Below are 19,347 nucleotides of genomic sequence, written 5' to 3' on the forward strand. Positions count from 1 at the left end.
GCCGGGCGGTCAGCCCTCGGCCTGGAGCCGCAACCCGGCCAGGAGCAGGTCGAGGCCGGCCCGGAACTGCGCGGTGTCGTCGTGGTGGGCGAACTCCTCGACGATGTGGTGGACGAACGGGTAGGCCTCGGGATCCAGTGCCCGCCACTGGTCGGCCCAGTGGCCGAGGTACTCCTCCCGGGTGAGCTCCCCCTCGGCGACCTCCCGCGGCGGCTCCTGCCCCATGTCGGCGGCCGTCCCGACGACGTACCCGATGACCGCGGAGACCGCGTCGAACCGCTGACGCGTCGTCAGGTCCAGACGCAGTATCTGCTGGCCCAGGCGCTCGTAGAGCCGCATCATGTGGGGCTGGATGCCGCTGTCGCGCATGAAGTACGCACCCAGCCAGGGACGGACCGCGATCGCGTCGAACATCCTGACTGCGATCGTCCGGAGGTCGGCGATCGGGTCGTCGCCCTCGCCGACGTCCTCGGTGTCGGCCAGGACCCCTGCCAGGACGTGATCGGCAGCGCGGTCGAGCAGCTCGTCCTTGCTCGCGACGTACCAGTAGATGCTGCCGACGCCGCCGCCCAGGCGCGCCGCGAGGGCACGGAAGGTGAGGGCCGGGACACCCGCCTCGTCGAGCAGGGCCACCGCCTCGTTGAGGACGGCCTCCATCGAGTGCGAGGCGCGGCGGCGCCCGCCGTCCTGACGCACGGGGCGCTCTGCTCGCGCCGGGCGCCCCGCTCGTTCCGGACCCGTCCGCGGAGATGCCATGGGGCTCATTCAACCAGACCCTTGCCCAAGACCGAACGTTGTTCTATTGTATCGAACGTCGTTCGGTAGTCGAACGGCGTTCGATAGGAAGAGGTGCCCCATGGCCACCACGTCTCCACCCACCACCTACCGGTCGCTGCGAGCGGCCTGGATCCCCCTCGCCGCCCTGTGCCTCGCGTTCTTCGTCGAGATGGTCGACAACACCCTGCTGACGATCGCGCTGCCCACGATCGGCCGTGATCTCGGCAGCGGGACGACCGCGCTCCAGTGGGTCACCGGCGCGTACTCGCTGACGTTCGGCGGCCTCCTGCTGACGGCGGGCTCGATGGCCGACCGGCTCGGCCGACGACGCGTCCTCCTCGTCGGGCTCGCCGGCTTCGGGCTCATCAGCCTGTGCGTCGTCGCCGTCACGACCTCCGGAGAGCTCATCGCGCTCCGGGCGACCCTCGGCCTCGCCGCTGCGGCGATGGCCCCCATCACCAACTCGCTGGTGTTCCGGCTGTTCGACGACCAGGCGCTGCGCATGCGCGCCATGACGCTGATGATCGTCGTCGGCATGTCCGGCTTCATCCTCGGCCCGCTGCTCGGCGGCACCGCGCTGACCCACGTCCGGTGGGAGTGGCTGCTCATCGTCAACGCGCCGATCGCCCTGATCGCCGCGATCGGCGTACGTCTCGGCGTCCCGGCCGACCGACCCGAGGACCTGACGGACGAGGCGCTCGACCTGCCGGGCGCGGTGCTGAGCATCGCCACGATCGGCCTGGCCTGCTACTCACTGACCAGCGGCGTCGAGCACGGCTGGCTCTCGGTCCTCACCATCGCGGCGGTCCTCGGCGCCCTCGCCGCCGGCATCGCCTTCGTGCGGCACGAGCGCCGCAGCGCAGCACCCATGCTGGACCTCGGGCTGTTCACGAACGGGACCGTCCGCGGTGCGGCCATCGCACAGATCGGCACGTCGATCGCGCTGGCCAGCGTGATGTTCGGGCTGATCCTGCACTTCCAGTACGCGTACGGCTGGAGCCCGATGCGCGCGGGCCTGGCCAACCTGCCGCTCATCGTGACGATGGTCGTCGCGACGCCGGTGTCGGAGTGGCTCGCCCGACGCTTCGGGCACCGGATCGCCTGCCTGGTGGGTGCCGCCCTCATGGCCGGCGCGCTCGCGGGTCTGGCCTGGGGAGTCGCGCACGGCTACGCCCCGATCGCAGTCGCGATGGTCGTCATGACGATCGGCCTGCGCACCGTGATGACGATCTGCGCCGTCGCCCTCGTCGAGGCGATGCCGGCCAACCGCACGTCGATCGGCACGGCGCTCAACGACACCGCGCAGGAGGTCGGCACCAGTGTCGGCACCGCGGTGGTCGGCACCCTCATCGCGGTGCTGGTGACCTCACAGCTGCCCGCCGGGACGTGGAGCCACGCGCTCGTGGACTCGTTCTTCCACGGGGAGCGGATCACGTACGCCGTGCTCGCCGTGGTCGTCGGACTCGTCGCGGCCTGCGGGGCGCTCACGCTGACCGACTCGCACAGCACGGACGAGCACTGATCGCGTGGGGTCAGGCGAGGCGCAGGAGGTAGACGTCCATGACCCACCCCGCGGAGGACCTGGCGTCGTCGCGGGCGCCCTGGATCGTCGGCAGGACGTCCGCGACGCGGCCGGCGACCAGCGACTCGTCCGGCGTGCCGAGATTGGCGCCCCACCAGATCAGCCAGTCCTCGCCCCGCGACGCGAGCACCGAGCCCAGCTCGTCCAGCCCGGCGTTGAGCATCACCAGGACGTTGTCCGCCCCCGAGTCGATCGCCTCCCGCAGACGCCGTCCGGTGGTGACGACGATCGGCTGGCCGATCTCGTGCAGCACGATCCGGTGCCGCGCGGCCAGCATCTGCAGGCTGGAGATGCCCGGGACGACGTCCCAGCCCGCGTCGACCGTCCCGCGAGCGAGCACCTTCTGCACGATGCGGATGGTCGAGTCGTAGAACGCCGGATCACCCCACACCAGGAAACCCGCATCACCCTCGCGCTCCAGCAGGACCTCCTCGTACGCCGAGGCGCGCGCGTCGTGCCAGTCGACGACCGCTCGGTCGTAGTCGCGCGGCGCGCGGTCGCGCTCCGGGTCGCGCACCGCGACGACCGGGGGCACGACGTCGAGATGCCGGGCGAGCAGCGCCTCCCGTGCCGCGAGCAACGGGTCGTCGTCGCCCTTGTCCGCGGTGATGAAGTAGTCGACCGACCGCAGCGCCTCGACCGCCTCCACGGTGACCTGGTCCGGGTGCCCGGCGCCGATGCCGATGACCCGGATCCGCCGCCTGCCGTCGCTCACGGGGCCTGGTCCTCCAGGTCGCCCTCGACGTCGAGGTAGACCTGCTGCATCCTCGCCAGCAGGTCCGGGTCGGGATCGGCCCACAGGTCGCGCTCCGCGGCCTCGTTGAGCCGCTCGATGATCCCGCGCAGCGCCCAGGGGTTGGACGTCTTCATGAACGCCTGGTTGACCTCGTCCAGCACGTACTCCTGGGCGAGGGTCTCGTACATCCAGTCGTGGACGACGCCGGTCGTGGCGTCGAAGCCGAACAGGTAGTCGACCGTCGCGGCCAGCTCGAACGCCCCCTTGTAGCCGTGGCGCTGCATCGCCCCGATCCACCGGGGGTTCACGACGCGGGCACGGAACACCCGCGTCGTCTCCTCCTGCAGCGTGCGGGTGCGGACCGCGTCCGGGGTCGTGGAGTCGCCGACGTACGCCTTGGGGTCCTGCCCGCTCAGCGCCCGGACCGTCGCCACCATCCCGCCGTGGTACTGGAAGTAGTCGTCGGAGTCGGCGATGTCGTGCTCGCGCGTGTCGATGTTCTTGGCGGCGACCGCGATGCGCCGGTAGCTGGCGCGCATGTCGTCCGCCGCCGGCGCACCGTCGAGGTCCCGGCCGTACGCGAACCCGCCCCACGCGGTGTAGACCTCCGCCAGGTCGTTGTCGTCGCGCCAGTTGCCGGCCTCGATGACCTGCAGGATGCCTGCGCCGTACGACCCGGGCTTCGAGCCGAAGATGCGCGTCGTGGAGCGGCGGACGTCACCGTGCTCGGCCAGGTCGCTGCGGGCGTGGGCGCGGACGTAGTTCTGCTCGTCCGGCTCGTCGAGGCCGGCCACCTCGCAGATCGCGTCGTCGAGGATCGCGATGACGTGCGGGAACGCGTCGCGGAAGAACCCGGAGATGCGGACCGTGACGTCGATGCGCGGGCGGCCCAGCTCGGCCAGCGGCACGACCCGCAGCCCGTTGACCCGGCGGGAGGCCTCGTCCCACCGCGGCTCGACGCCGATCAGCGCGAGGACCTCCGCGATGTCGTCGCCGGACGTCCGCATGGCCGACGTGCCCCACACCGAGAGCCCCACCGAGCGCGGGTACGTCCCGGTGTCGGCGAGGTGCCGCTCGATCAGCGAGTCGGCCATCGCCTGCCCGGTCTCCCACGCGAGGCGCGACGGGACGGCCTTCGGGTCGACGGTGTAGAAGTTGCGGCCCGTCGGCAGGACGTTGACCAGCCCCCGCAGCGGCGACCCGGACGGGCCCGCGGGGATGAACCCCCCGTCGAGGGCGTGCAGCACGGCGTCCAGCTCGTCGGACGTCCTCGCCAGGCGCGGCACGACCTCCTGCGCCGCGAACTGCAGGATGCGGACGACGTCGGGATCGTCGTGCAGCGTCTCGGCCGCGGACGGCGACCACTTCGCGTCCTCCATGGCCTGCACGAGCGCCTTCGCCTGCGTCTCGATCGCGTCGACGTCCCGCGTGGACGCGATCGCTGCGCCTGCCGGGTCCTTGAGGCCCAGGGCTGCGCGCAGCCCGGGAAGCGACCCGGCGTCCCCGCCCCAGATCTGGGTCGCGCGCAGGATCGCCAGGACGAGGTTGACCCGCGCCTCGCCCTCCGGCGCCTGCCCGAGCACGTGCAGTCCGTCGCGGATCTGCGCGTCCTTGACCTCGCACAGCCAGCCGTCGACGTGGAGGATGAAGTCGTCGAACTCCTCGTCACCCGGCCGCTCCTCCAGCCCGAGGTCCTGGTGCATCTGCGCGGCACGCATGTGCGTCCAGATCTGCGCGCGGATCGCCGGCAGCTTGGCCGGGTCCATCGCTGCGATGTTCGCGTGCTCGTCGAGCAGCTGCTCCAGCTTGGCGATGTCGCCGTACGACTCGGCGCGCGCCATCGGCGGGATGAGGTGGTCCACGATCGTGGCGTGGGCACGGCGCTTGGCCTGCGCGCCCTCACCAGGGTCGTTGATGAGGAACGGGTAGATCAGCGGCAGGTTGCCGATCGCGGCGTCGGTCGCGCACGCGGCCGAGAGGGCGGCGTTCTTGCCCGGCAGCCACTCCATCGAGCCGTGCTTGCCCAGGTGCACGACCGCGTGGGCGCCGAAACCGCCGCGCTCCGGAGCATTCTCGAGCCAGCGGTACGCCGCGAGGTAGTGGTGCGACGGCGCCATGTCGGGATCGTGGTAGATCGCGACCGGGTTCTCGCCGAAGCCGCGCGGCGGCTGGATCAGGATGACCAGGTTGCCCGCGGTGATGGTCGCGAGCACGATCTCGTGCTCGCCGGTGACGAACAGCTCGCCGGGCGCAGCGCCCCACGTCGCGGTCATCGCCGCCTGCAGGTCCGGGTGGAAGTCCGCGAACCACTCGGCGTACCGGGCGGCGGGGATGCGGACGTGGCTCGTGCTGAGCTGGGCGCTCGTCAGCCACTCCTCGTCCTGGCCGCCGGCAGCGATCAGGGCGTGGATCAGCGCGTCGCCCGCCTCGGTGTCGTCCTCGAGGTCCAGGCCCGGGACGTCGCCCGGCGCCCCCAGGTCGTACCCCGCGTCCCGCATGCGCCGCAGCAGCCGGACGGCGGAGACCGGCGTGTCGAGACCCACCGCGTTGCCGACCCGCGAGTGCTTGGTCGGGTACGCCGAGAGCATCACCGCGATCTTGCGGTCCTGCGGCGCGATGTGGCGCAGCCGGGCGTGCGCCACGGCGATGCCGGCGACCCGGGCGCTGCGCTCGGGGTCCGCGACGTAGCGCGGCAGCCCGTCCTCGTCGATCTCCTTGAACGAGAACGGCGCCGTGATGATGCGGCCGTCGAACTCCGGGATCGCGATCTGGTTGGCCGAGTCCAGCGGCGTGACGCCGTCGTCCGAGACCTCCCACTCCTCGCGGCTCGACGTCAGGCACAGCCCCTGGAGGATCGGGATGTCGAGGGCCTTCATGCGCTCGACGTCCCACGACTCGTCGTCACCGCCGGCGCTCACGGTGCCGGGCCTGGTGCCACCGGCCGCGAGCACCGTGACGACCAGGGCGTCCAGCCCGGCCAGCTCGGCGAACAAGGCGTCGGGGGCCGCCCGCAGCGAGGAGCTGAAGACCGGCACGCCGACGGCCTTGCCCGTCGCGTCGATCGCATCGGCCAGCGAGTGCGCGAAGCCGCTGTTGCCGGACGCCTCGTGGGCGCGGTAGTACAGCACCCCGATCCTGGGCCTGGCACCGTCCTCCGACGCGTGGGGCCGCGCCGCCACCCCCCAGTCCGGCAGCACGGCGGGCGGGTCGAACCCCTCGCCGGTCAGCAAGAGGGTGTCGGAGAGGAACGCGTGCAGCTGCGCGAGATTGGCCGGACCCCCTCGGCGAGGTACACGTGGGCGTCCGCCGCGATGCCGATCGGCACCGTCGACTGCTCCATGAGCTCCGCGTTGGGGGTCCGCTCACCGCCGAGCACCACGATCGGCTTGCCGAGGTCGCGGATGCGCCAGAATCCGGGGCACAGGTCCTGCGGTGACCCGAGGATGCGTGCGACGACCAGGTCCGCGGACTCGATCGCGGCCGCCATCGCGGTGTGACCCGGCCTGGCGGGGTTCGCGTACGTGTAGTCCGCGCCCGACGCCCTGGCGGACAACAGGTCGGTGTCGGACGTGGACAGCAGCGCAATGCGCGTCATGTTCCTCCTCGGGGTTCTCGCCCCGTTGGGTTGGACGTCGCACGGTCAGTGTCTGGCTGGGTCGAATCAATTCGACGAAACAGTGGCGGAACCGCCCCGGACTCGCACCGGGTTCCTGAGGTCGTGCGACGAGAGGGCACCAGCCTAAGGGGTCGGCGAGCACCCGGGGCTCGTTCGGCCGCCGCTCCTGGCCGGAAGAACACCCTGTCCCAGGGGTTGCGCACCCCTCACGGCGACGCAACCATGGGGCGAACGACCCAGGGAGCTCCCCATGACGGACCAGGCCCGGACGACCCCAGCGGAACCCCCCTCGGACCTTGAGCGCTCGATCACGGGTCGTCTGCTCTTCTTCTACGTCCTGGGCGACGTCCTCGGCTCGGGGATCTACGCCCTCATCGGCGTCATGGCGTTCACGGTCGGCGGGGCGTTCTGGATCTCGTTCGCCGTCGGCGTCACGATCGCGCTGCTGACGGGCTTCGCGTACGCCGAGCTGATCACGAAGTATCCGCAGGCGGCCGGGGCGGCCCTCTACGCGCACAAGGCGTTCGGCAACCGCGCCCTGACGTTCCTCGTGGCGTTCTGCCTGCTGGCCGCCACGATCGCGGCGGCCGGCACGCTGGCGCGGGTCTTCGGCGGCATCTACTTCAAGGAGTTCGTCGACGGCATCCCCGTGGCCGTCGTCGCGATCACGTTCATCGCGGTGCTGTCGCTGCTGAACTTCCGCGGCATCACGGAGTCGGTGTGGGCCAACATGGTCATGACCCTGATCGAGACGACCGGACTGCTGATCATCCTGGTCATCGGCGGGACCGTCCTGGCCGAGGGCGATGCGGACTTCTCGACGCCGTTCGAGCTCAACGGCGGCAATCCCGCGCTCGTCGTGCTCAGCGGTGTCGCCCTCGCCTTCTTCGCGATGACCGGGTTCGAGAACGCGGCGAACATCGCCGAGGAGACCCGCGAGCCGAGCAAGGTCTTCCCCAAGGCCCTCCTCGGCGGCATGGCCCTCGCCGGGGTGCTCTACATCCTCATCGCGTTCATCGCCGCGATGGTGACGCCGCTCGGCGACCTCACCGCCGACGAGGGCGAGAGCGGCAGCCTCCTGACCGTGGTGCAGGCCGGCCCGGTCGCGATCCCCGAGCTGGTGTTCTCGGCGATCGCCCTGGTGGCGGTCACCAACACCACACTGGTCTCGCTGGTCGCCCAGTCACGCATCATGTACGGGATGGCGCGCCAGGGCGTGCTGCCGCGCGTCTTCGCTCGTACGCACTCAAGCCGCCACACCCCGTGGGTCGCGATCCTCTTCACCTCCGCGCTGGTGTGCCTGCTGCTCGTGACCGCCGACGTCGACCGCCTCGCGACCGTCACGGTGCTGTTCCTGATCGTCGTCTACGGGATGGTCTGCGTCTCCGCCCTGAAGCTGCGCGGCTCCCCCCTCGACCACGACCACTACACCGCCCCGACCGTCCTGCTCTGGATCGGAGCTGTCGCCAACGCCGGGATCCTCGTGTACACCGTGGTCGACGATCCGGGATCGCTCGTCTGGTGCGGCGGCATCCTCGCGGTGGGAGTCGTCCTGTACTTCGTCAACAACGCCGTGATGAAGCGATCGGCCCCCCACGTCGACGAACCCGTGTCCCCCACCTGAGCGTCCACCGCCCGACCAAGGAGAGTCCATGCACGTCATCATCGCCACCGACGGTTCCCAGCAGTCAGTGCGCGCCGCGCGCTACCTGCGCAGCTTCGCCGACCCCGACGCGATCACGTCCATCGGCGTCATCGCCGTGCTCAGCCCCCTCGCCGCCGTGCCCTTCGCCGGCGAGGCGACGAAGGGCTACGACGACGCCGAGATGTCCTTCCGCGACGCCGCGAAGCAGGCCACCAAGGACGCCGCCGCGATCCTGGAGGGGTGGGGACCCAGGATCACGACCCACGTCCGCAGCGGCAACGCCGCCACCGAGATCGTCCGTGCCGCGAAGGCGAAGGACGCCGGGCTCATCGTCATCGCGAGCCAGAGCAGCCGCGCCGAGGCCGTCCTGATGGGCTCGGTCGCGCACAAGGTCCTCAACAACGCGACCTGCCCCGTGCTGGTGGTCCGTCCGGGGGCCAAGACCAAGAAGCCGGCCAAGGCCGCCAAGCACAAGTGAGGCGCGCTGCTGCGCAGACGTCCGTACGATGACCCGGTGAGCCGCACGTACACCGACCGCTGCCCCGGCGTGCTGCGCCCGTGGATCGCCGACGACGGCGCGATCGTGCGCCTGCGGCTGGTCGGCGGGATGCTGCCGGCGAGGTCGCTGCCGGCCCTGGTGGACATCGCGGAGAAGCACGCCGACGGCTCGGTGCTGCTGACCAAGCGCACCAACCTGCAGCTGCGGGGCATCGCCCACGAGGACGGCTGCGTGTCCCCCGAGCTGGTCGACGCGCTCACGGACGCGGGCTTCCTGCCCTCTCCCAGCCACGAGCTGGTGCGCAACATCATGGTCTCGCCGCTCACCGGACGCGTCGGCGGCCAGGCCGATCTGCGGGGGCTCGCGACCGACCTCGACCGCCGCATCTGCGCCGAGCCGGAGCTGGCGCGCCTCGCCGGACGGTTCCTGTTTGTCCTGGACGACGGGCGCGGCGACATCGGCGCCCGCTCCCTCGACCTCGGCGTCACGGCGGTCGACCCCGCGCACGTCCAGCTGCGGGTCGGCACCCACCACTGGGGCGAGGTGGTCGCGATCGACGAGGCGGCAGAGGCGCTCGTGGCCTACGCGATGCGCTTCCTCGACGGGGCCGGAACCGGCGACACCGCCCTGTGGCACGTCGACGAGCTGCCCCGAGGAGGGGCCGAGCTCCTCGGCCAGCACCACGCGCGCGACGTCCGCACCCAGGTCACGGCGCTCCCGCTGCCGTACGGCATCATCGCCCAGGGCGGCCACCTGGAAACCGAGCACGTGACCGTGCCCGACGGCCGGCTGAGGCGGGACCTCGTCGAGGCCGTCACCGGCCACTGGGCCGAGGAGGTCATCGTGACGCCATGGCGCAGCATCCTGCTCCCCGACCTGGACATCGAATGAGACTCAACCGCCCGTCCCGCCACTTCGACTACGTCGACGACGGGGCGGCGATCTACGTCGACTCGTTCGCGACGATCCGGGCCGAGTCCGACCTGTCCCACCTGCCGGCGGACGCGGAGAAGATCGCGGTCCGCATGGTCCACGCGTGCGGACAGACCGACCTCACCGACGACCTCGTGGTGCACGAGCGCCTCGTGACGGCCGCCCGCGGCGCACTGCAGGCCGGGGCGCCCATCCTGACCGACGCCACCATGGTCGCGTCCGGCGTGACGCGGGCCCGTCTGCCGAAGGACAACGACGTGCTCTGCCTGCTGCGGGACGAGCGCGTGCCCGGCCTCGCCGCCGCGTGGGGCACGACCCGCTCCGCGGCGGCGGTGTCGCTGTGGGAGGACCGGCTCGAGGGCGCCGTCGTGGCATTCGGCAACGCCCCCACGGCGCTGTTCCACCTCCTGGAGATGCTGCTCGACGGCGCACCGCGTCCCGCCGCGATCATCGGGACCCCGGTCGGGTTCATCGGCGCCGCCGAGTCCAAGGACGCCCTGGCCGGGCTCGCCGAGCTGCGTGCCGATCTCGACATCCCGTTCCTGACCGTCCGCGGCCGGCGCGGCGGGTCGGCGATGGCCGCGTCGGCGATCAACGCGCTGGCCCAGGAGAAGGAGTGACCGGCCGCCTGTACGGCGTCGGCCTCGGACCGGGCGACCCCGAGCTGATCACGCTGAAGGCTGCGCGACTCATCGAGTCCGCGGACGTCATCGCGTACCACCAAGGCGTCGGCAAGCAGTCGAACGCGCGGCGCATCGCGGCCGGCCTGTTCCCCGCCGGCGTGACGGAGGAGGTCCTGCAGTACCCCGTCACGACGGGCACCACCGACCACCCCGGCGGGTACGCCGGCGCGATGGCGGCGTTCTACGAGGAGTGCGCGGGCCGGCTCGCCGCCCACCTCGAGGCGGGCCGGACGGTCGTGATCCTCGCGGAGGGCGATCCGCTGTTCTACGGGTCGTACATGTACATGCACGACCGCCTCGCCGACCGGTTCGAGACCGAGGTCGTGCCCGGCGTGCCGGCCTTCGCCGCGGCCACCGCCGCGGTGGCCTCGCCCCTCGTCCGGCTCACCGACGTCCTGACGATCCTGCCCGGCACGCTGCCCGAGCCGGAGCTCGCCCGGCGCCTGGCCGACACCGACGGCGCCATCATCATGAAGCTCGGTCGCACGTTCCCCGCCGTCGTCTCGGCGCTGCGCCAGGCGGGCCGGCTGGACGGTGCGCTGTACGTCGAGCGGGCCTCGATGCCCGAGGAGCGCTGGTTGCCGGTCGCGGACGTCGACCCGGCGTCCGTGCCGTACTTCTCGCTCATCGTCGTCCCCGGCGACACCAAGCCGGTGGTGGTGGCGTCCGCTCCGGTGACGGCCGCCACGGTCGCCGAGGTCCTGGTCGTCGGGCTCGGTCCGGGTCCGGACCGCTGGCTGACGCCCGAGGTCTCCGCGGCGCTGGCCGACGTCCAGCACGTCATCGGCTACGCGCCGTACGTCGACCGGGTCCCGCAGCGCGAGGGCCTGACCCGGCACTCCTCGGGCAACACCGTCGAGGTCGACCGGGCCCGTCTGGCCCTCGACCTCGCGCTCAAGGGCGAGCGGGTCGCGGTCGTGTCGGGCGGCGACGCGGGCATCTTCGGCATGGCTGCCGCGGTGTTCGAGGCGGCGGAGGACGCGGCGTACGCCGACGTGCCGATCCGGGTGCTGCCCGGGCTGTCCGCGGTGCAGGTCGTCGCGGCCCGTGCCGGCGCGCCGATCGGCGGCGATTTCGCGGTCATGAGCCTGTCGGACCGGCTCAAGCCGTGGGCCCTGATCGAGCAGCGTCTGCGCGCGGTCGCCGACGCCGATCTCGTCCTCGCGGTCTACAACCCTCGCTCACGGTCGCGGACGACGCAGGTCGCCGACATGCGGCGCGTCCTGCTGGAGCACCGTCCCCCCGAGACGGTCGTGGTCGTCGGACGCGACGTCGGTCGCGCGGAGGAGTCGCTCACCGTCACGACGCTCGGCGACCTCGACGCCGACTCGATCGACATGAAGTGCCTGCTGATCGTCGGCGCGAGCGCAACCAGGACCACAGCGCGAGGCCAGGCCTGGACCCCCCGCTCGACCCCCTAGCGCCCGACCCAGATCTGCGGGGTCCTGCACCGTTCCGAGGGGCAGGAAACGTGCAGAACCCCGCAGATCTGGGCTGGTTTCCGGGTCAGAGCGTGGGGTCGTCGCCGACCTGCACGAGCAGCTTGCCGAAGTTCTTGCCCGTGAGCAGGCCGAAGAAGGCCTCGGGGGCGTTCTCGAGCCCCTCGACGACGTCCTCTTTGTATTGCAGCGAGCCGTCCGCGATCCAGCCGGCCGCCTCGTGCTGGAAGTCCTTGTAGTGCGCCTTGACGAACTCGGTCTGGATGAACCCCCGGATGGTCAGGCTCTTGGTCAGGATCGTCTGCATGAGCCGCGGCATGCGGTCCGGTCCGGGCGCCGCCTCCGTCTCGTTGTAGTGAGCGACCAGGCCGCACACGGGCACGCGCGCGTACGTGTTGAGGCGCGGCAGCACGGCGTCCCAGACGTGGCCGCCGACGTTCTCGAAGTAGACGTCGATGCCGTCGGGCACCGCGGCCTTGAGATCGTCCTTGAACGTGGGCGAGCGGTGGTCCAGCGCGACGTCGAAGCCGAGCTCCTCGAGCCAGGCGACCTTCTCGGGGCCGCCGGCGATGCCGACGGCGCGGGCGCCCTTGATGCGGGCGATCTGGCCCACGGCCGAGCCGACGGGTCCTGCCGCGGCCGCCACGACGACGGTCTCGCCGGGCTGCGGCTTGCCGATCTCGAGCAGTCCCGCGTACGCCGTGAAGCCGGGCATGCCGAGCACGCCGACCGCGGTGGAGACCGGGGCCCGCTGGGGGTCGAGCTTGCGGACCTGGCGGGCGGGTTGCATGCCGTACGCCTGCCAGCCCAGGTGGGAGAGCACGACGTCACCGACGGCGAGCGAGGGGTCGCGCGACTCCACGACCTCCGCGACCGTGCCACCCTCCATGACCGCGCCGACCTCGACCGGCGCGGCGTACGACTTGGCGTCGTTCATCCGCCCGCGCATGTACGGGTCGAGCGACAGGTAGATGGTTCGGAGCAGGACCTCACCCTCGCCCGGCTGTGGCATCGGGACGGTCTCGAGGCGGAAGTTGTCCGCGGTGGGCTCCCCGTGGGGACGCGAGGCGAGCAGGATCCGGGTGTTCTGCGTGGTGTCAGTCATCCCTGCCGACACTACCGGCGGGGGGTGGGCGACACTGGGCCCATGACGCAGAGCAGGCCCTTCTGGCGGGCGATCGAGGCCATCCACGACGTCGTCTACTTCGCTCCGGGCGCGAAGGAGAAGTACGAGGCGGTCGGCCTCAAGGGCTACTGGATGGGCTACGTCGCGTCGCGTTCCGCCGCGCTCGGGACACCGTCCCCGAGGACCGTGACCGCCCTGTTCCACGGCTTCGCCCCGGCCGTCATCGAGCGGGCGCTCCCCGACGCCTGGTCGATGGCGTCACGCGACGACGTCCTGACGACCCGGTACGACCTCGCTCGCGAGGCTCTCGCCCCGGCGCTCGAGGGATCGGACACTGCGACGCTCGTCCGCGCCCTGACGCTGCTGCTCGAGGGTCTCGACTTCGCCGGCAAGCCCCTGGCCGCCGCGCATGCCGACCTCCCGGCGCCGGACGACGAGGTGGGCCGTCTGTCGCACGCGGCCACCGTCGTCCGCGAGTACCGCGGCGACTGCCACGTCGCCGTGCTCACCGCTGCCGGCCTCGACGGCTGCGCGGCCAACGCCCTCGCGGCCGCCGCCGGGCTGGTGCCGCCGGAGCAGCGGACGTGCCGCGGCTGGTCGTCGGACAAGTGGGAGTCGGCGATCGGCCGTCTCGGCGCTCGCGGCTGGGTCGACGTGACGGGGACGATCACCGACACCGGACGTGCGGCGCGGGCGCAGATCGAGGACACGACCGACCGGGTGTGCGCCGCGGGCTTCGACCGGGAGGCGACCGCCCGGGCCATCACCGCGGAGGGCGCGCTCGTCGAGGTCGCCCGGCGCGTCGAGCAGATCGGCGCGCTCCCGTACCCCAACCCGACCGGGGTGCCGCGACCCTGAGCCTGGGCCACACTGGTCCGGTGATCCTCCGCAGAAGCTTCTGGCACGCCGTCGAGACGATCCACCACGTCGTCTACTTCGCGCCCGACGCGAAGGCGACGTTCGAGCAGGTCGGCCTCAAGGGCTCGTGGATGGGCTACTTCGCGTCCCGGTCGGTCGCGCTGGGAGCACCGGGCCCGGAGGTGGTCCTCGCGGCGTTCCACGGATTCGCCCCGCGCATGGTGCACCGTGCGCTGCCCAGCGCCTGGGCGATGGCGTCCCGCGACGACATCCTCGACGCCCGCTACGACCTGGCCCGGCGGACGATCGCACCCGGGTTCGAGGGCGTCGACGTGGCGGCCCTCGCTGCCGGGCTCCAGGCCGCGCTGCCCGGGCTCGACCTGGCCGGGCGGCCTCTGGCGGCGGGTCACGTCGGCCTGCCCGTCCCCGAGGACGACCTCGGCGCGGCGTGGCACGCGGCGTCCGCCCTGCGGGAGTACCGCGGCGACTCGCACGTCGCGGTCCTGACGGCGGCGGGCATCGATGGCGTCGAGGCGAACGTCCTCGCGGTCGCGGCCGGGCTGGCGATGACCGGGCAGCAGCAGCTGCGGGGCTGGACCGACGAGGAGTGGGCAGCCGCGGCCGCACGGTTGCGCGACCGCGGCTGGATCGATGCCGGCGACGCGATCACCCCGGAGGGCGTCGCCGCGCGGACGCAGATCGAGTCCGACACCGACCGGGCCACCTCGGCCGGGATCAGCGCAGAGGCGGCGCAGCACCTCGCGTCGGTCGCACCCCTGGCCGTGCAGGCGTCCAAGCAGATCGTGGCCGCCGGGATCGACCCGACGGGGCACTGACATGGCGTCCCCGGCGGTGGAGATCGAGGTGGGCCCGCGGGTCGTCCGCGTCTCCAACCCGGACCGGGTGTACTTCCCCGACCACGGCTGGACCAAGCTCGACCTGGTCGAGTACTACCTCTCGGTCGGCGACGCGATCGTCAACGCACTGTACGAGCGCCCCTGCATGCTGCACCGGTTCCCGAAGGGGCTGGCGGGCGAGAAGGTGCACCAGAAGAAGGTGCCCAACGGTGCGCCGCCGTGGCTCGAGACCGTCAGCGTCCACTTCCCCCGGTTCGACCGCGACGTCGACGAGGTGTGCGTGACCGAGCTGGCCACAGTCATCTGGGCCGTGCAGATGTCGACCGTGGAGTTCCACCCGTGGAACAGCCGCCGGGCGGACGTCGAGAAGCCCGACGAGTGGCGCATCGACCTCGATCCGGGGCCGGAGTGCGACTTCGCCACGGTGCAGCGCGTCGCGGGGGTGGTGCACGAGGTGCTCGACGAGCTGGGCGCGACCGGCTTCCCCAAGACGTCCGGCGGATCAGGCCTGCACGTGTACGTCCGCATCCCGCCCGAGCACGGCTTCCAGGACGTGCGCCGGGCGGCGCTGGCGTTCGCGCGGGAGGTCGAGCGGCGCTCCCCCGACGTCACGACGACCTGGTGGCGCAAGGACCGCGACCCCACCAAGCTGTTCGTGGACTACAACCAGAACGCGCGCGACCACACGATCGCGGCGGCGTACTCGGTGCGCGGCTTCCCCGACGGCCGGGTCTCGACGCCGGTGGAGTGGTCCGAGATCGACGACCTGGACCCGCACGACTTCACGATCGAGACCGTGCCGCCGCGGCTCGAGCGCCTCGGCGACCTGCACGCGGGCATCGACGACGCCGGGTTCGACATCCGGCCGCTGCTGGGGTGGGCCGAGCGGGACGAGCGCGACGGGGTCGATCCGGCCGCCGGCCCCGACGAGTGAGCAGACGTCATCCCCGGCGAGGCGTCGACGCCGCACCGGGGATGACGTCGTGGCGGGTCAGGCGACCTCGACCTCCAGCTTGACGTCGATGTTGCCGCGGGTCGCGTTCGAGTAGGGGCACACCTGGTGCGCGACCTCGACGGCCTTCTGCGCGTCCTCCTGCGAGACGCCGCCCAGCTCGACGTGGAGCGTGATCGCCAGGCCGAATCCTCCGTCGTCGTTCGGGCCGATCCCGACCTCGGCGGTGACGGCCGAGTCCTCGATCTTCACGCCGTGCTGCTTGCTCGAGGCCTTCAGCGCGGAGTGGAAGCACGCGGCGTAGCCCGCGGCGAACAGCTGCTCGGGGTTGGTCGCGCCTCCTGCCCCACCCATCTCCTTGGGCGTGCGGACGTCGGTGTCGATGAGGCCGTCGTTCGAGCGGACGTGGCCGTTGCGGCCGTCTCCGTCGGACGTGGCGACGGCGGTGTAGAGGATCTGCGAAGGCATGGGGACTCCCGGGGGTTGAAGTAGACGAACTAGTACGTCTACTATAGAACCACGTCCCGACCACCCCGACAAGAGCAGGTGCCCATGAGCGTCATCGAGATGAAGCCGGTCCGCGAGCGCATCCTCGACGCGGCGACCGAGCGCTACTACGCCGAGGGGATCCGCGCGGTCAGCGCCGACAAGCTGATCGAGGCGGCACACGTCTCGAAGGTGACGTTCTACCGCTACTTCCCCACCAAGGACGACCTCGTCACGGCCTACCTCGCGGCGCGTGCCGCCGAGGAGGAGGACGCGATCACCGCGCAGCGCCGGGAGCACCCGGACGATCCGGGTGCCGTGCTGCGCTGGTACGCCGACATGGTCGGTCAGGTCGGCTGCTCCCCCGGGTTCCGCGGCTGCCCCTTCATCAACGCGGCCGCGGAGCTGCCCGAGGACGACCACCCCGGCCGGAGGGTCATCGCGGAGCACCGCGCCTGGCTGGTCTCGCAGATCGGTGAGCTCCTCGACCAGCTCGGCGTCGCCGACAGCGCCGTGAGGGCCGAGCAGCTCATGATGCTTCGCGACGGTGCGATGGTGTCGGGCTACGTCGGCCGGGCTCCCGAGCAGGTCGCGGACGCGCTCGTCGCCGGGGGCCGCGCGATCATCGGCCGCTGACCCGCATCAGGAGAAGCGCCTGGGGTACCTCGCCGGCATGGACGTGCTGGACGACATCTGGACGCCCGACATCGACCTCGCGATCTGCGGGACGGCGGTCGGCCCGTGCGCCTTCGACCGTGGCCACCACTACGCCCAGCGCGGCAACGGGTTCTGGAGGCTCCTCCACGAGAGCGGAATGACCCCCGAGCTCCTGACCCCGGCCGACGAGTCGCGCCTGCCGGGCCTCGGCATCGGCCTCGTCGACGTCGTGCGCCGGCTCTCGCCCCCCGACCCGTTCGACGTGGACCCGTTCGTGCGGACCCTGCGCGAGGCGGGCCCTGCCTGGATCGCGTTCAACGGACGGGTCGGCGCGGACGCCGTCGCACGCACGCTCGGCGAGCCCCGGCCCGCGCTCGGACGACAGCGCTGGTCGATCGCCGGGGCACAGGTGTTCGTGCTGCCGAGCAGCAGCGGCGCCAACCAGCGCAAGGACCACGGCGGGCGTCCCGACCGGCTCTCCTGGTGGGCCGAGCTCGCGGATCTCGTCGCCGCGGACCGCGCTGCCGTCTGATCAGGTCCGTTTCGCGCTTCGGTCCCGCTCGGGGTCGTAGAGGTACGACTCGGCACCGCGCACGTCCTCACCGAGCGCCGGGCCGACGAGGATCACCGCCGCCTGCCGCAGTCCTGCGTCCTCGACCTGGTCGGCGATGTCGTCCAGGGTCCCGCGCAGGACCACCTCGGTCGGCCGGCTCGCGTTCGCCACGACGGCCACGGGGCACGCGCCGCCGTACGTCTCGGCGAGCTCGTCGGCCAGTGCGCGGGCCCGGGTGATCGCCAGGTGCAGCACGAGGGTGGCCCCGGTGGCGGCGAACGCAGCGAGCTCCTCGCCCGACGGCATCGCGGTGGACCGCGCCTGCGTGCGGGTCAGGACCACGGACTGCACGACCTCCGGCACCGTGAGCTCTGCTCCGAGCCGGGCGGCCGCGGCAGCGTACGCGGGGACGCCGGGGGTGACGTCCCACGGGACGCCGTGCGCGTCGAGGCGGCGGGTCTGCTCGTGCAGCGCGGAGTAGATCGAGGGGTCGCCGGAGCACAGGCGGACGACCTCCAGGCCCGCGGCGTGCGCGTCGACGAGGTGTGCGGTGATCTGGTCCAGGTCGAGGTCCTGGGTGTCGACCAGCCGCGCGCCGTCCGGGCAGTGCCCGAGCACGGCAGCGTCGAGGTACGTGCCGGCGTACACACAGACGTCCGCGGCGTTGAGCAAGGCCACCGCGCGCAGCGTCAGCAGGTCGGCTGCGCCCGGACCGGCCCCGACGAAGTGGACGGTCACGCGTCGGCCTTGGTGACGGCCCACTGCATGACGGCCCGCGCCGGGGTCCATCCGGTGAACCGGCCGATCGGGGCGGCGTGCTCGACGTGCAGACGGGTCAGCTCGCCGCCCAGGCGTGCGTACCGCTCGGCCAGCAGCGCCTCGGTCTCGAGGGTGACGCCGTGGATCACGAGTCGTCCGCCGGGCAGGAGCGCCTCCCAGCACGCCTCGACCAGGCCGGGCTCCGTCGCCCCACCGCCGACGAAGATCGCGTGCGGCCGCTCGAGGCCGTCGAGGGCCCCGGGAGCCTGCCCGGTGACGACCTGAAGGACCGGGACGCCCAGCGCCGCGGCGTTGCGGCCGATCCGCTCGGCGCGCTCGTCCTTGGCCTCCACCGCGATCGCCCGGCACGTGGGGTGGGCCCGCAGCCACTCGATGCCGACGGAGCCCGCACCCGCACCGACGTCCCACAGCAGCTGGCCCGGCACCGGGGCCAGGCGGGCGAGGGCCGACGCCCGGACGTCCCGCTTGGTGATCTGGCCGTCGTGCTCGAACGCGTCGTCGGGGAGACCGGCCACGAAGCCGAGCGGCGTGGCGCCCGAGCTCGCGAGCTCGACCGCGATGACGTTGAGGGCGGGTGAGTCCTGCGACCAGGTGGCCGCCACGCCGTCGAGCCGGGACTCCGTCTCCGACCCGAGGTTGGCCAGGACGGACATGCGGCTGGCGCCGTAGCCGGCCGCGGTCAGCAGCGCCGCGACCTCCGTCGGCGTCGAGCCGTCCGAGGACAGGATGATCAGGCGGAGCCCGGGGGCGAGGGACCGCGCCACGAGGTGGGGGTCGCGGCCGACCAGGGTGACGACCTCGGTCGACTCGGCCGACCAGCGCATCCGCGCCCGGGCGAGCGCGACCGACGAGACGGCCGGCACGATCGTCACGGCCTCCTTGCCCAGCAGGCCGACGAGGGTCGTCGCGACGCCGGAGACCAGCGGGTCCCCCGACGCCAGGGCCACGACCTCGTGGCCGTCGAGCTGCTCCAGCAGTGCCGGCAGTCCCTCGAGGAGCGGGGAGGGCCAGGACTCCCGGATCTGGTCAGGCGTGTCCGGGAGCATCGCCAGGTGGCGCTCGCCGCCCAGGACGACCGGCGCGTGGTCGATCAGCGCCCGTGCGGCCTCCGTCAGGCCCGCCCATCCGTCCGCGCCGATACCGACGACCGTCACCCGTGTGCTCACGG

At 72.3% G+C, this 19,347-nt stretch carries 19 protein-coding genes and 1 riboswitch; of the genes, 11 read left to right on the forward strand and 8 right to left on the reverse strand.

What is annotated here, in order from left to right; genetic code table 11:
- Positions 1-9: 9 nt before the first annotated feature.
- Positions 10-696 carry a TetR/AcrR family transcriptional regulator gene (locus tag C3E78_RS16170; RefSeq protein ID WP_235833673.1) on the reverse strand — a complete coding sequence of 229 codons (687 nt, stop codon included), beginning with the start codon at positions 694-696 and terminating at the stop codon, positions 10-12.
- 160 nt (positions 697-856) lie between these two features.
- Between C3E78_RS16170 and C3E78_RS16175 the strand changes: the two genes are divergently transcribed.
- Positions 857-2,299 (forward strand): MFS transporter, encoded by a 1,443-nt coding sequence (locus C3E78_RS16175; RefSeq protein WP_108580165.1) that lies wholly within the window; start codon positions 857-859, stop codon positions 2,297-2,299.
- Between the two features lie 10 nt (positions 2,300-2,309).
- Here the strand turns inward: C3E78_RS16175 and cobF are convergent, their stop codons facing one another.
- The 3 genes from cobF to C3E78_RS18665 are packed head-to-tail and all read right to left on the reverse strand — an operon-like array spanning position 2,310 to position 6,690.
- Positions 2,310-3,074 carry a precorrin-6A synthase (deacetylating) gene (gene cobF / locus C3E78_RS16180; protein ID WP_108580166.1) on the reverse strand — a complete coding sequence of 255 codons (765 nt, stop codon included), beginning with the start codon at positions 3,072-3,074 and terminating at the stop codon, positions 2,310-2,312.
- Positions 3,071-6,325, reverse strand: a complete 3,255-nt coding sequence (cobN, locus tag C3E78_RS16185; protein WP_243834202.1) for a cobaltochelatase subunit CobN — start codon at positions 6,323-6,325, stop codon at positions 3,071-3,073. The genes cobF and cobN overlap by 4 nt, the downstream gene beginning before the upstream one ends.
- On the reverse strand, positions 6,319-6,690 hold the full coding sequence (locus C3E78_RS18665) for a hypothetical protein (protein WP_243834203.1): 372 nt from the start codon (positions 6,688-6,690) through the stop codon (positions 6,319-6,321). The genes cobN and C3E78_RS18665 overlap by 7 nt, the downstream gene beginning before the upstream one ends.
- Before the next feature lie 26 nt (positions 6,691-6,716).
- Positions 6,717-6,852, reverse strand: a riboswitch (cobalamin riboswitch).
- Between the two features lie 109 nt (positions 6,853-6,961).
- Here C3E78_RS18665 and C3E78_RS16190 point away from each other — a divergent pair.
- Genes C3E78_RS16190 through C3E78_RS16210 form a run of 5 tightly spaced genes read left to right on the forward strand, consistent with a single transcriptional unit; the run spans position 6,962 to position 11,892 of the window.
- Complete coding sequence (locus C3E78_RS16190; protein ID WP_108580168.1) at positions 6,962-8,335, forward strand: APC family permease; 1,374 nt, start codon at positions 6,962-6,964, stop codon at positions 8,333-8,335.
- A gap of 28 nt (positions 8,336-8,363) precedes the next feature.
- Entirely contained in the window at positions 8,364-8,834 is a 471-nt protein-coding gene (locus C3E78_RS16195; RefSeq protein WP_108580170.1) for a universal stress protein, read from the forward strand.
- A 36-nt stretch (positions 8,835-8,870) separates the two neighbouring features.
- Complete coding sequence (locus C3E78_RS16200) at positions 8,871-9,746, forward strand: sulfite reductase subunit beta (RefSeq protein WP_108580172.1); 876 nt, start codon at positions 8,871-8,873, stop codon at positions 9,744-9,746.
- Positions 9,743-10,408 (forward strand): precorrin-8X methylmutase, encoded by a 666-nt coding sequence (locus C3E78_RS16205; RefSeq protein WP_108580174.1) that lies wholly within the window; start codon positions 9,743-9,745, stop codon positions 10,406-10,408. The genes C3E78_RS16200 and C3E78_RS16205 overlap by 4 nt, the downstream gene beginning before the upstream one ends.
- A complete protein-coding gene (locus tag C3E78_RS16210; protein WP_108580176.1) occupies positions 10,405-11,892 on the forward strand; it encodes a precorrin-2 C(20)-methyltransferase in 1,488 nt (495 codons plus the stop codon). Before C3E78_RS16205 ends, C3E78_RS16210 begins: the two co-directional genes overlap by 4 nt.
- 85 nt (positions 11,893-11,977) lie before the next feature.
- Here C3E78_RS16210 and C3E78_RS16215 read toward each other — a convergent pair whose 3' ends face one another.
- The gene (locus C3E78_RS16215; RefSeq protein WP_108580178.1) at positions 11,978-13,015 is read right to left on the reverse strand and encodes an NADP-dependent oxidoreductase; all 1,038 of its coding nucleotides are present in this window, start codon (positions 13,013-13,015) and stop codon (positions 11,978-11,980) included.
- A 42-nt stretch (positions 13,016-13,057) separates the two neighbouring features.
- Here C3E78_RS16215 and C3E78_RS16220 point away from each other — a divergent pair, with 42 nt between their 5' ends.
- From C3E78_RS16220 to ligD, 3 genes are read left to right on the forward strand one after another with little or no spacing between them, the layout of a single operon-like run.
- Complete coding sequence (locus C3E78_RS16220) at positions 13,058-13,894, forward strand: SCO6745 family protein (RefSeq protein ID WP_108580180.1); 837 nt, start codon at positions 13,058-13,060, stop codon at positions 13,892-13,894.
- Positions 13,895-13,914: 20 nt separating this feature from the next.
- Positions 13,915-14,730 carry an SCO6745 family protein gene (locus C3E78_RS16225; RefSeq protein ID WP_108580182.1) on the forward strand — a complete coding sequence of 272 codons (816 nt, stop codon included), beginning with the start codon at positions 13,915-13,917 and terminating at the stop codon, positions 14,728-14,730.
- Position 14,731: 1 nt separating this feature from the next.
- Positions 14,732-15,685 carry a non-homologous end-joining DNA ligase gene (gene ligD / locus C3E78_RS16230; RefSeq protein ID WP_108580184.1) on the forward strand — a complete coding sequence of 318 codons (954 nt, stop codon included), beginning with the start codon at positions 14,732-14,734 and terminating at the stop codon, positions 15,683-15,685.
- A 57-nt stretch (positions 15,686-15,742) separates the two neighbouring features.
- Here ligD and C3E78_RS16235 read toward each other — a convergent pair whose 3' ends face one another.
- Positions 15,743-16,171 carry an organic hydroperoxide resistance protein gene (locus C3E78_RS16235; protein ID WP_108580186.1) on the reverse strand — a complete coding sequence of 143 codons (429 nt, stop codon included), beginning with the start codon at positions 16,169-16,171 and terminating at the stop codon, positions 15,743-15,745.
- Positions 16,172-16,255: 84 nt separating this feature from the next.
- Between C3E78_RS16235 and C3E78_RS16240 the strand changes: the two genes are divergently transcribed.
- Complete coding sequence (locus tag C3E78_RS16240; RefSeq protein ID WP_108580188.1) at positions 16,256-16,825, forward strand: TetR/AcrR family transcriptional regulator; 570 nt, start codon at positions 16,256-16,258, stop codon at positions 16,823-16,825.
- Positions 16,826-16,862: 37 nt separating this feature from the next.
- A complete protein-coding gene (locus tag C3E78_RS16245; RefSeq protein ID WP_108580190.1) occupies positions 16,863-17,378 on the forward strand; it encodes a mismatch-specific DNA-glycosylase in 516 nt (171 codons plus the stop codon).
- Here C3E78_RS16245 and cobM read toward each other — a convergent pair whose 3' ends face one another.
- Entirely contained in the window at positions 17,379-18,137 is a 759-nt protein-coding gene (gene cobM / locus C3E78_RS16250) for a precorrin-4 C(11)-methyltransferase (RefSeq protein WP_108580935.1), read from the reverse strand.
- Positions 18,134-19,345: a precorrin-6y C5,15-methyltransferase (decarboxylating) subunit CbiE gene (gene cbiE, locus C3E78_RS16255; protein WP_108580192.1), complete on the reverse strand. Its 1,212-nt coding sequence runs from the start codon at positions 19,343-19,345 to the stop codon at positions 18,134-18,136. Before cbiE ends, cobM begins: the two co-directional genes overlap by 4 nt.
- Between the last annotated feature and the right edge of the window lie 2 nt (positions 19,346-19,347).

This window comes from Aeromicrobium chenweiae (assembly GCF_003065605.1).
Lineage (GTDB): Bacteria > Actinomycetota > Actinomycetes > Propionibacteriales > Nocardioidaceae > Aeromicrobium > Aeromicrobium chenweiae.

What these genes read in the sequence shown, in the direction of transcription:
- C3E78_RS16175 (WP_108580165.1), top strand. Translation starts at nt 857, where the DNA reads ATGGCCACCACGTCTCCACCCACCACCTACCGGTCGCTGCGAGCGGCC.
- C3E78_RS18665 (WP_243834203.1), bottom strand. Translation starts at nt 6,690, where the DNA reads ATGACGCGCATTGCGCTGCTGTCCACGTCCGACACCGACCTGTTGTCC.
- C3E78_RS16190 (WP_108580168.1), top strand. Translation starts at nt 6,962, where the DNA reads ATGACGGACCAGGCCCGGACGACCCCAGCGGAACCCCCCTCGGACCTT.
- C3E78_RS16195 (WP_108580170.1), top strand. Translation starts at nt 8,364, where the DNA reads ATGCACGTCATCATCGCCACCGACGGTTCCCAGCAGTCAGTGCGCGCC.
- C3E78_RS16205 (WP_108580174.1), top strand. Translation starts at nt 9,743, where the DNA reads ATGAGACTCAACCGCCCGTCCCGCCACTTCGACTACGTCGACGACGGG.
- C3E78_RS16215 (WP_108580178.1), bottom strand. Translation starts at nt 13,015, where the DNA reads ATGACTGACACCACGCAGAACACCCGGATCCTGCTCGCCTCGCGTCCC.
- C3E78_RS16220 (WP_108580180.1), top strand. Translation starts at nt 13,058, where the DNA reads ATGACGCAGAGCAGGCCCTTCTGGCGGGCGATCGAGGCCATCCACGAC.
- ligD (WP_108580184.1), top strand. Translation starts at nt 14,732, where the DNA reads ATGGCGTCCCCGGCGGTGGAGATCGAGGTGGGCCCGCGGGTCGTCCGC.
- C3E78_RS16235 (WP_108580186.1), bottom strand. Translation starts at nt 16,171, where the DNA reads ATGCCTTCGCAGATCCTCTACACCGCCGTCGCCACGTCCGACGGAGAC.
- C3E78_RS16240 (WP_108580188.1), top strand. Translation starts at nt 16,256, where the DNA reads ATGAGCGTCATCGAGATGAAGCCGGTCCGCGAGCGCATCCTCGACGCG.
- C3E78_RS16245 (WP_108580190.1), top strand. Translation starts at nt 16,863, where the DNA reads ATGGACGTGCTGGACGACATCTGGACGCCCGACATCGACCTCGCGATC.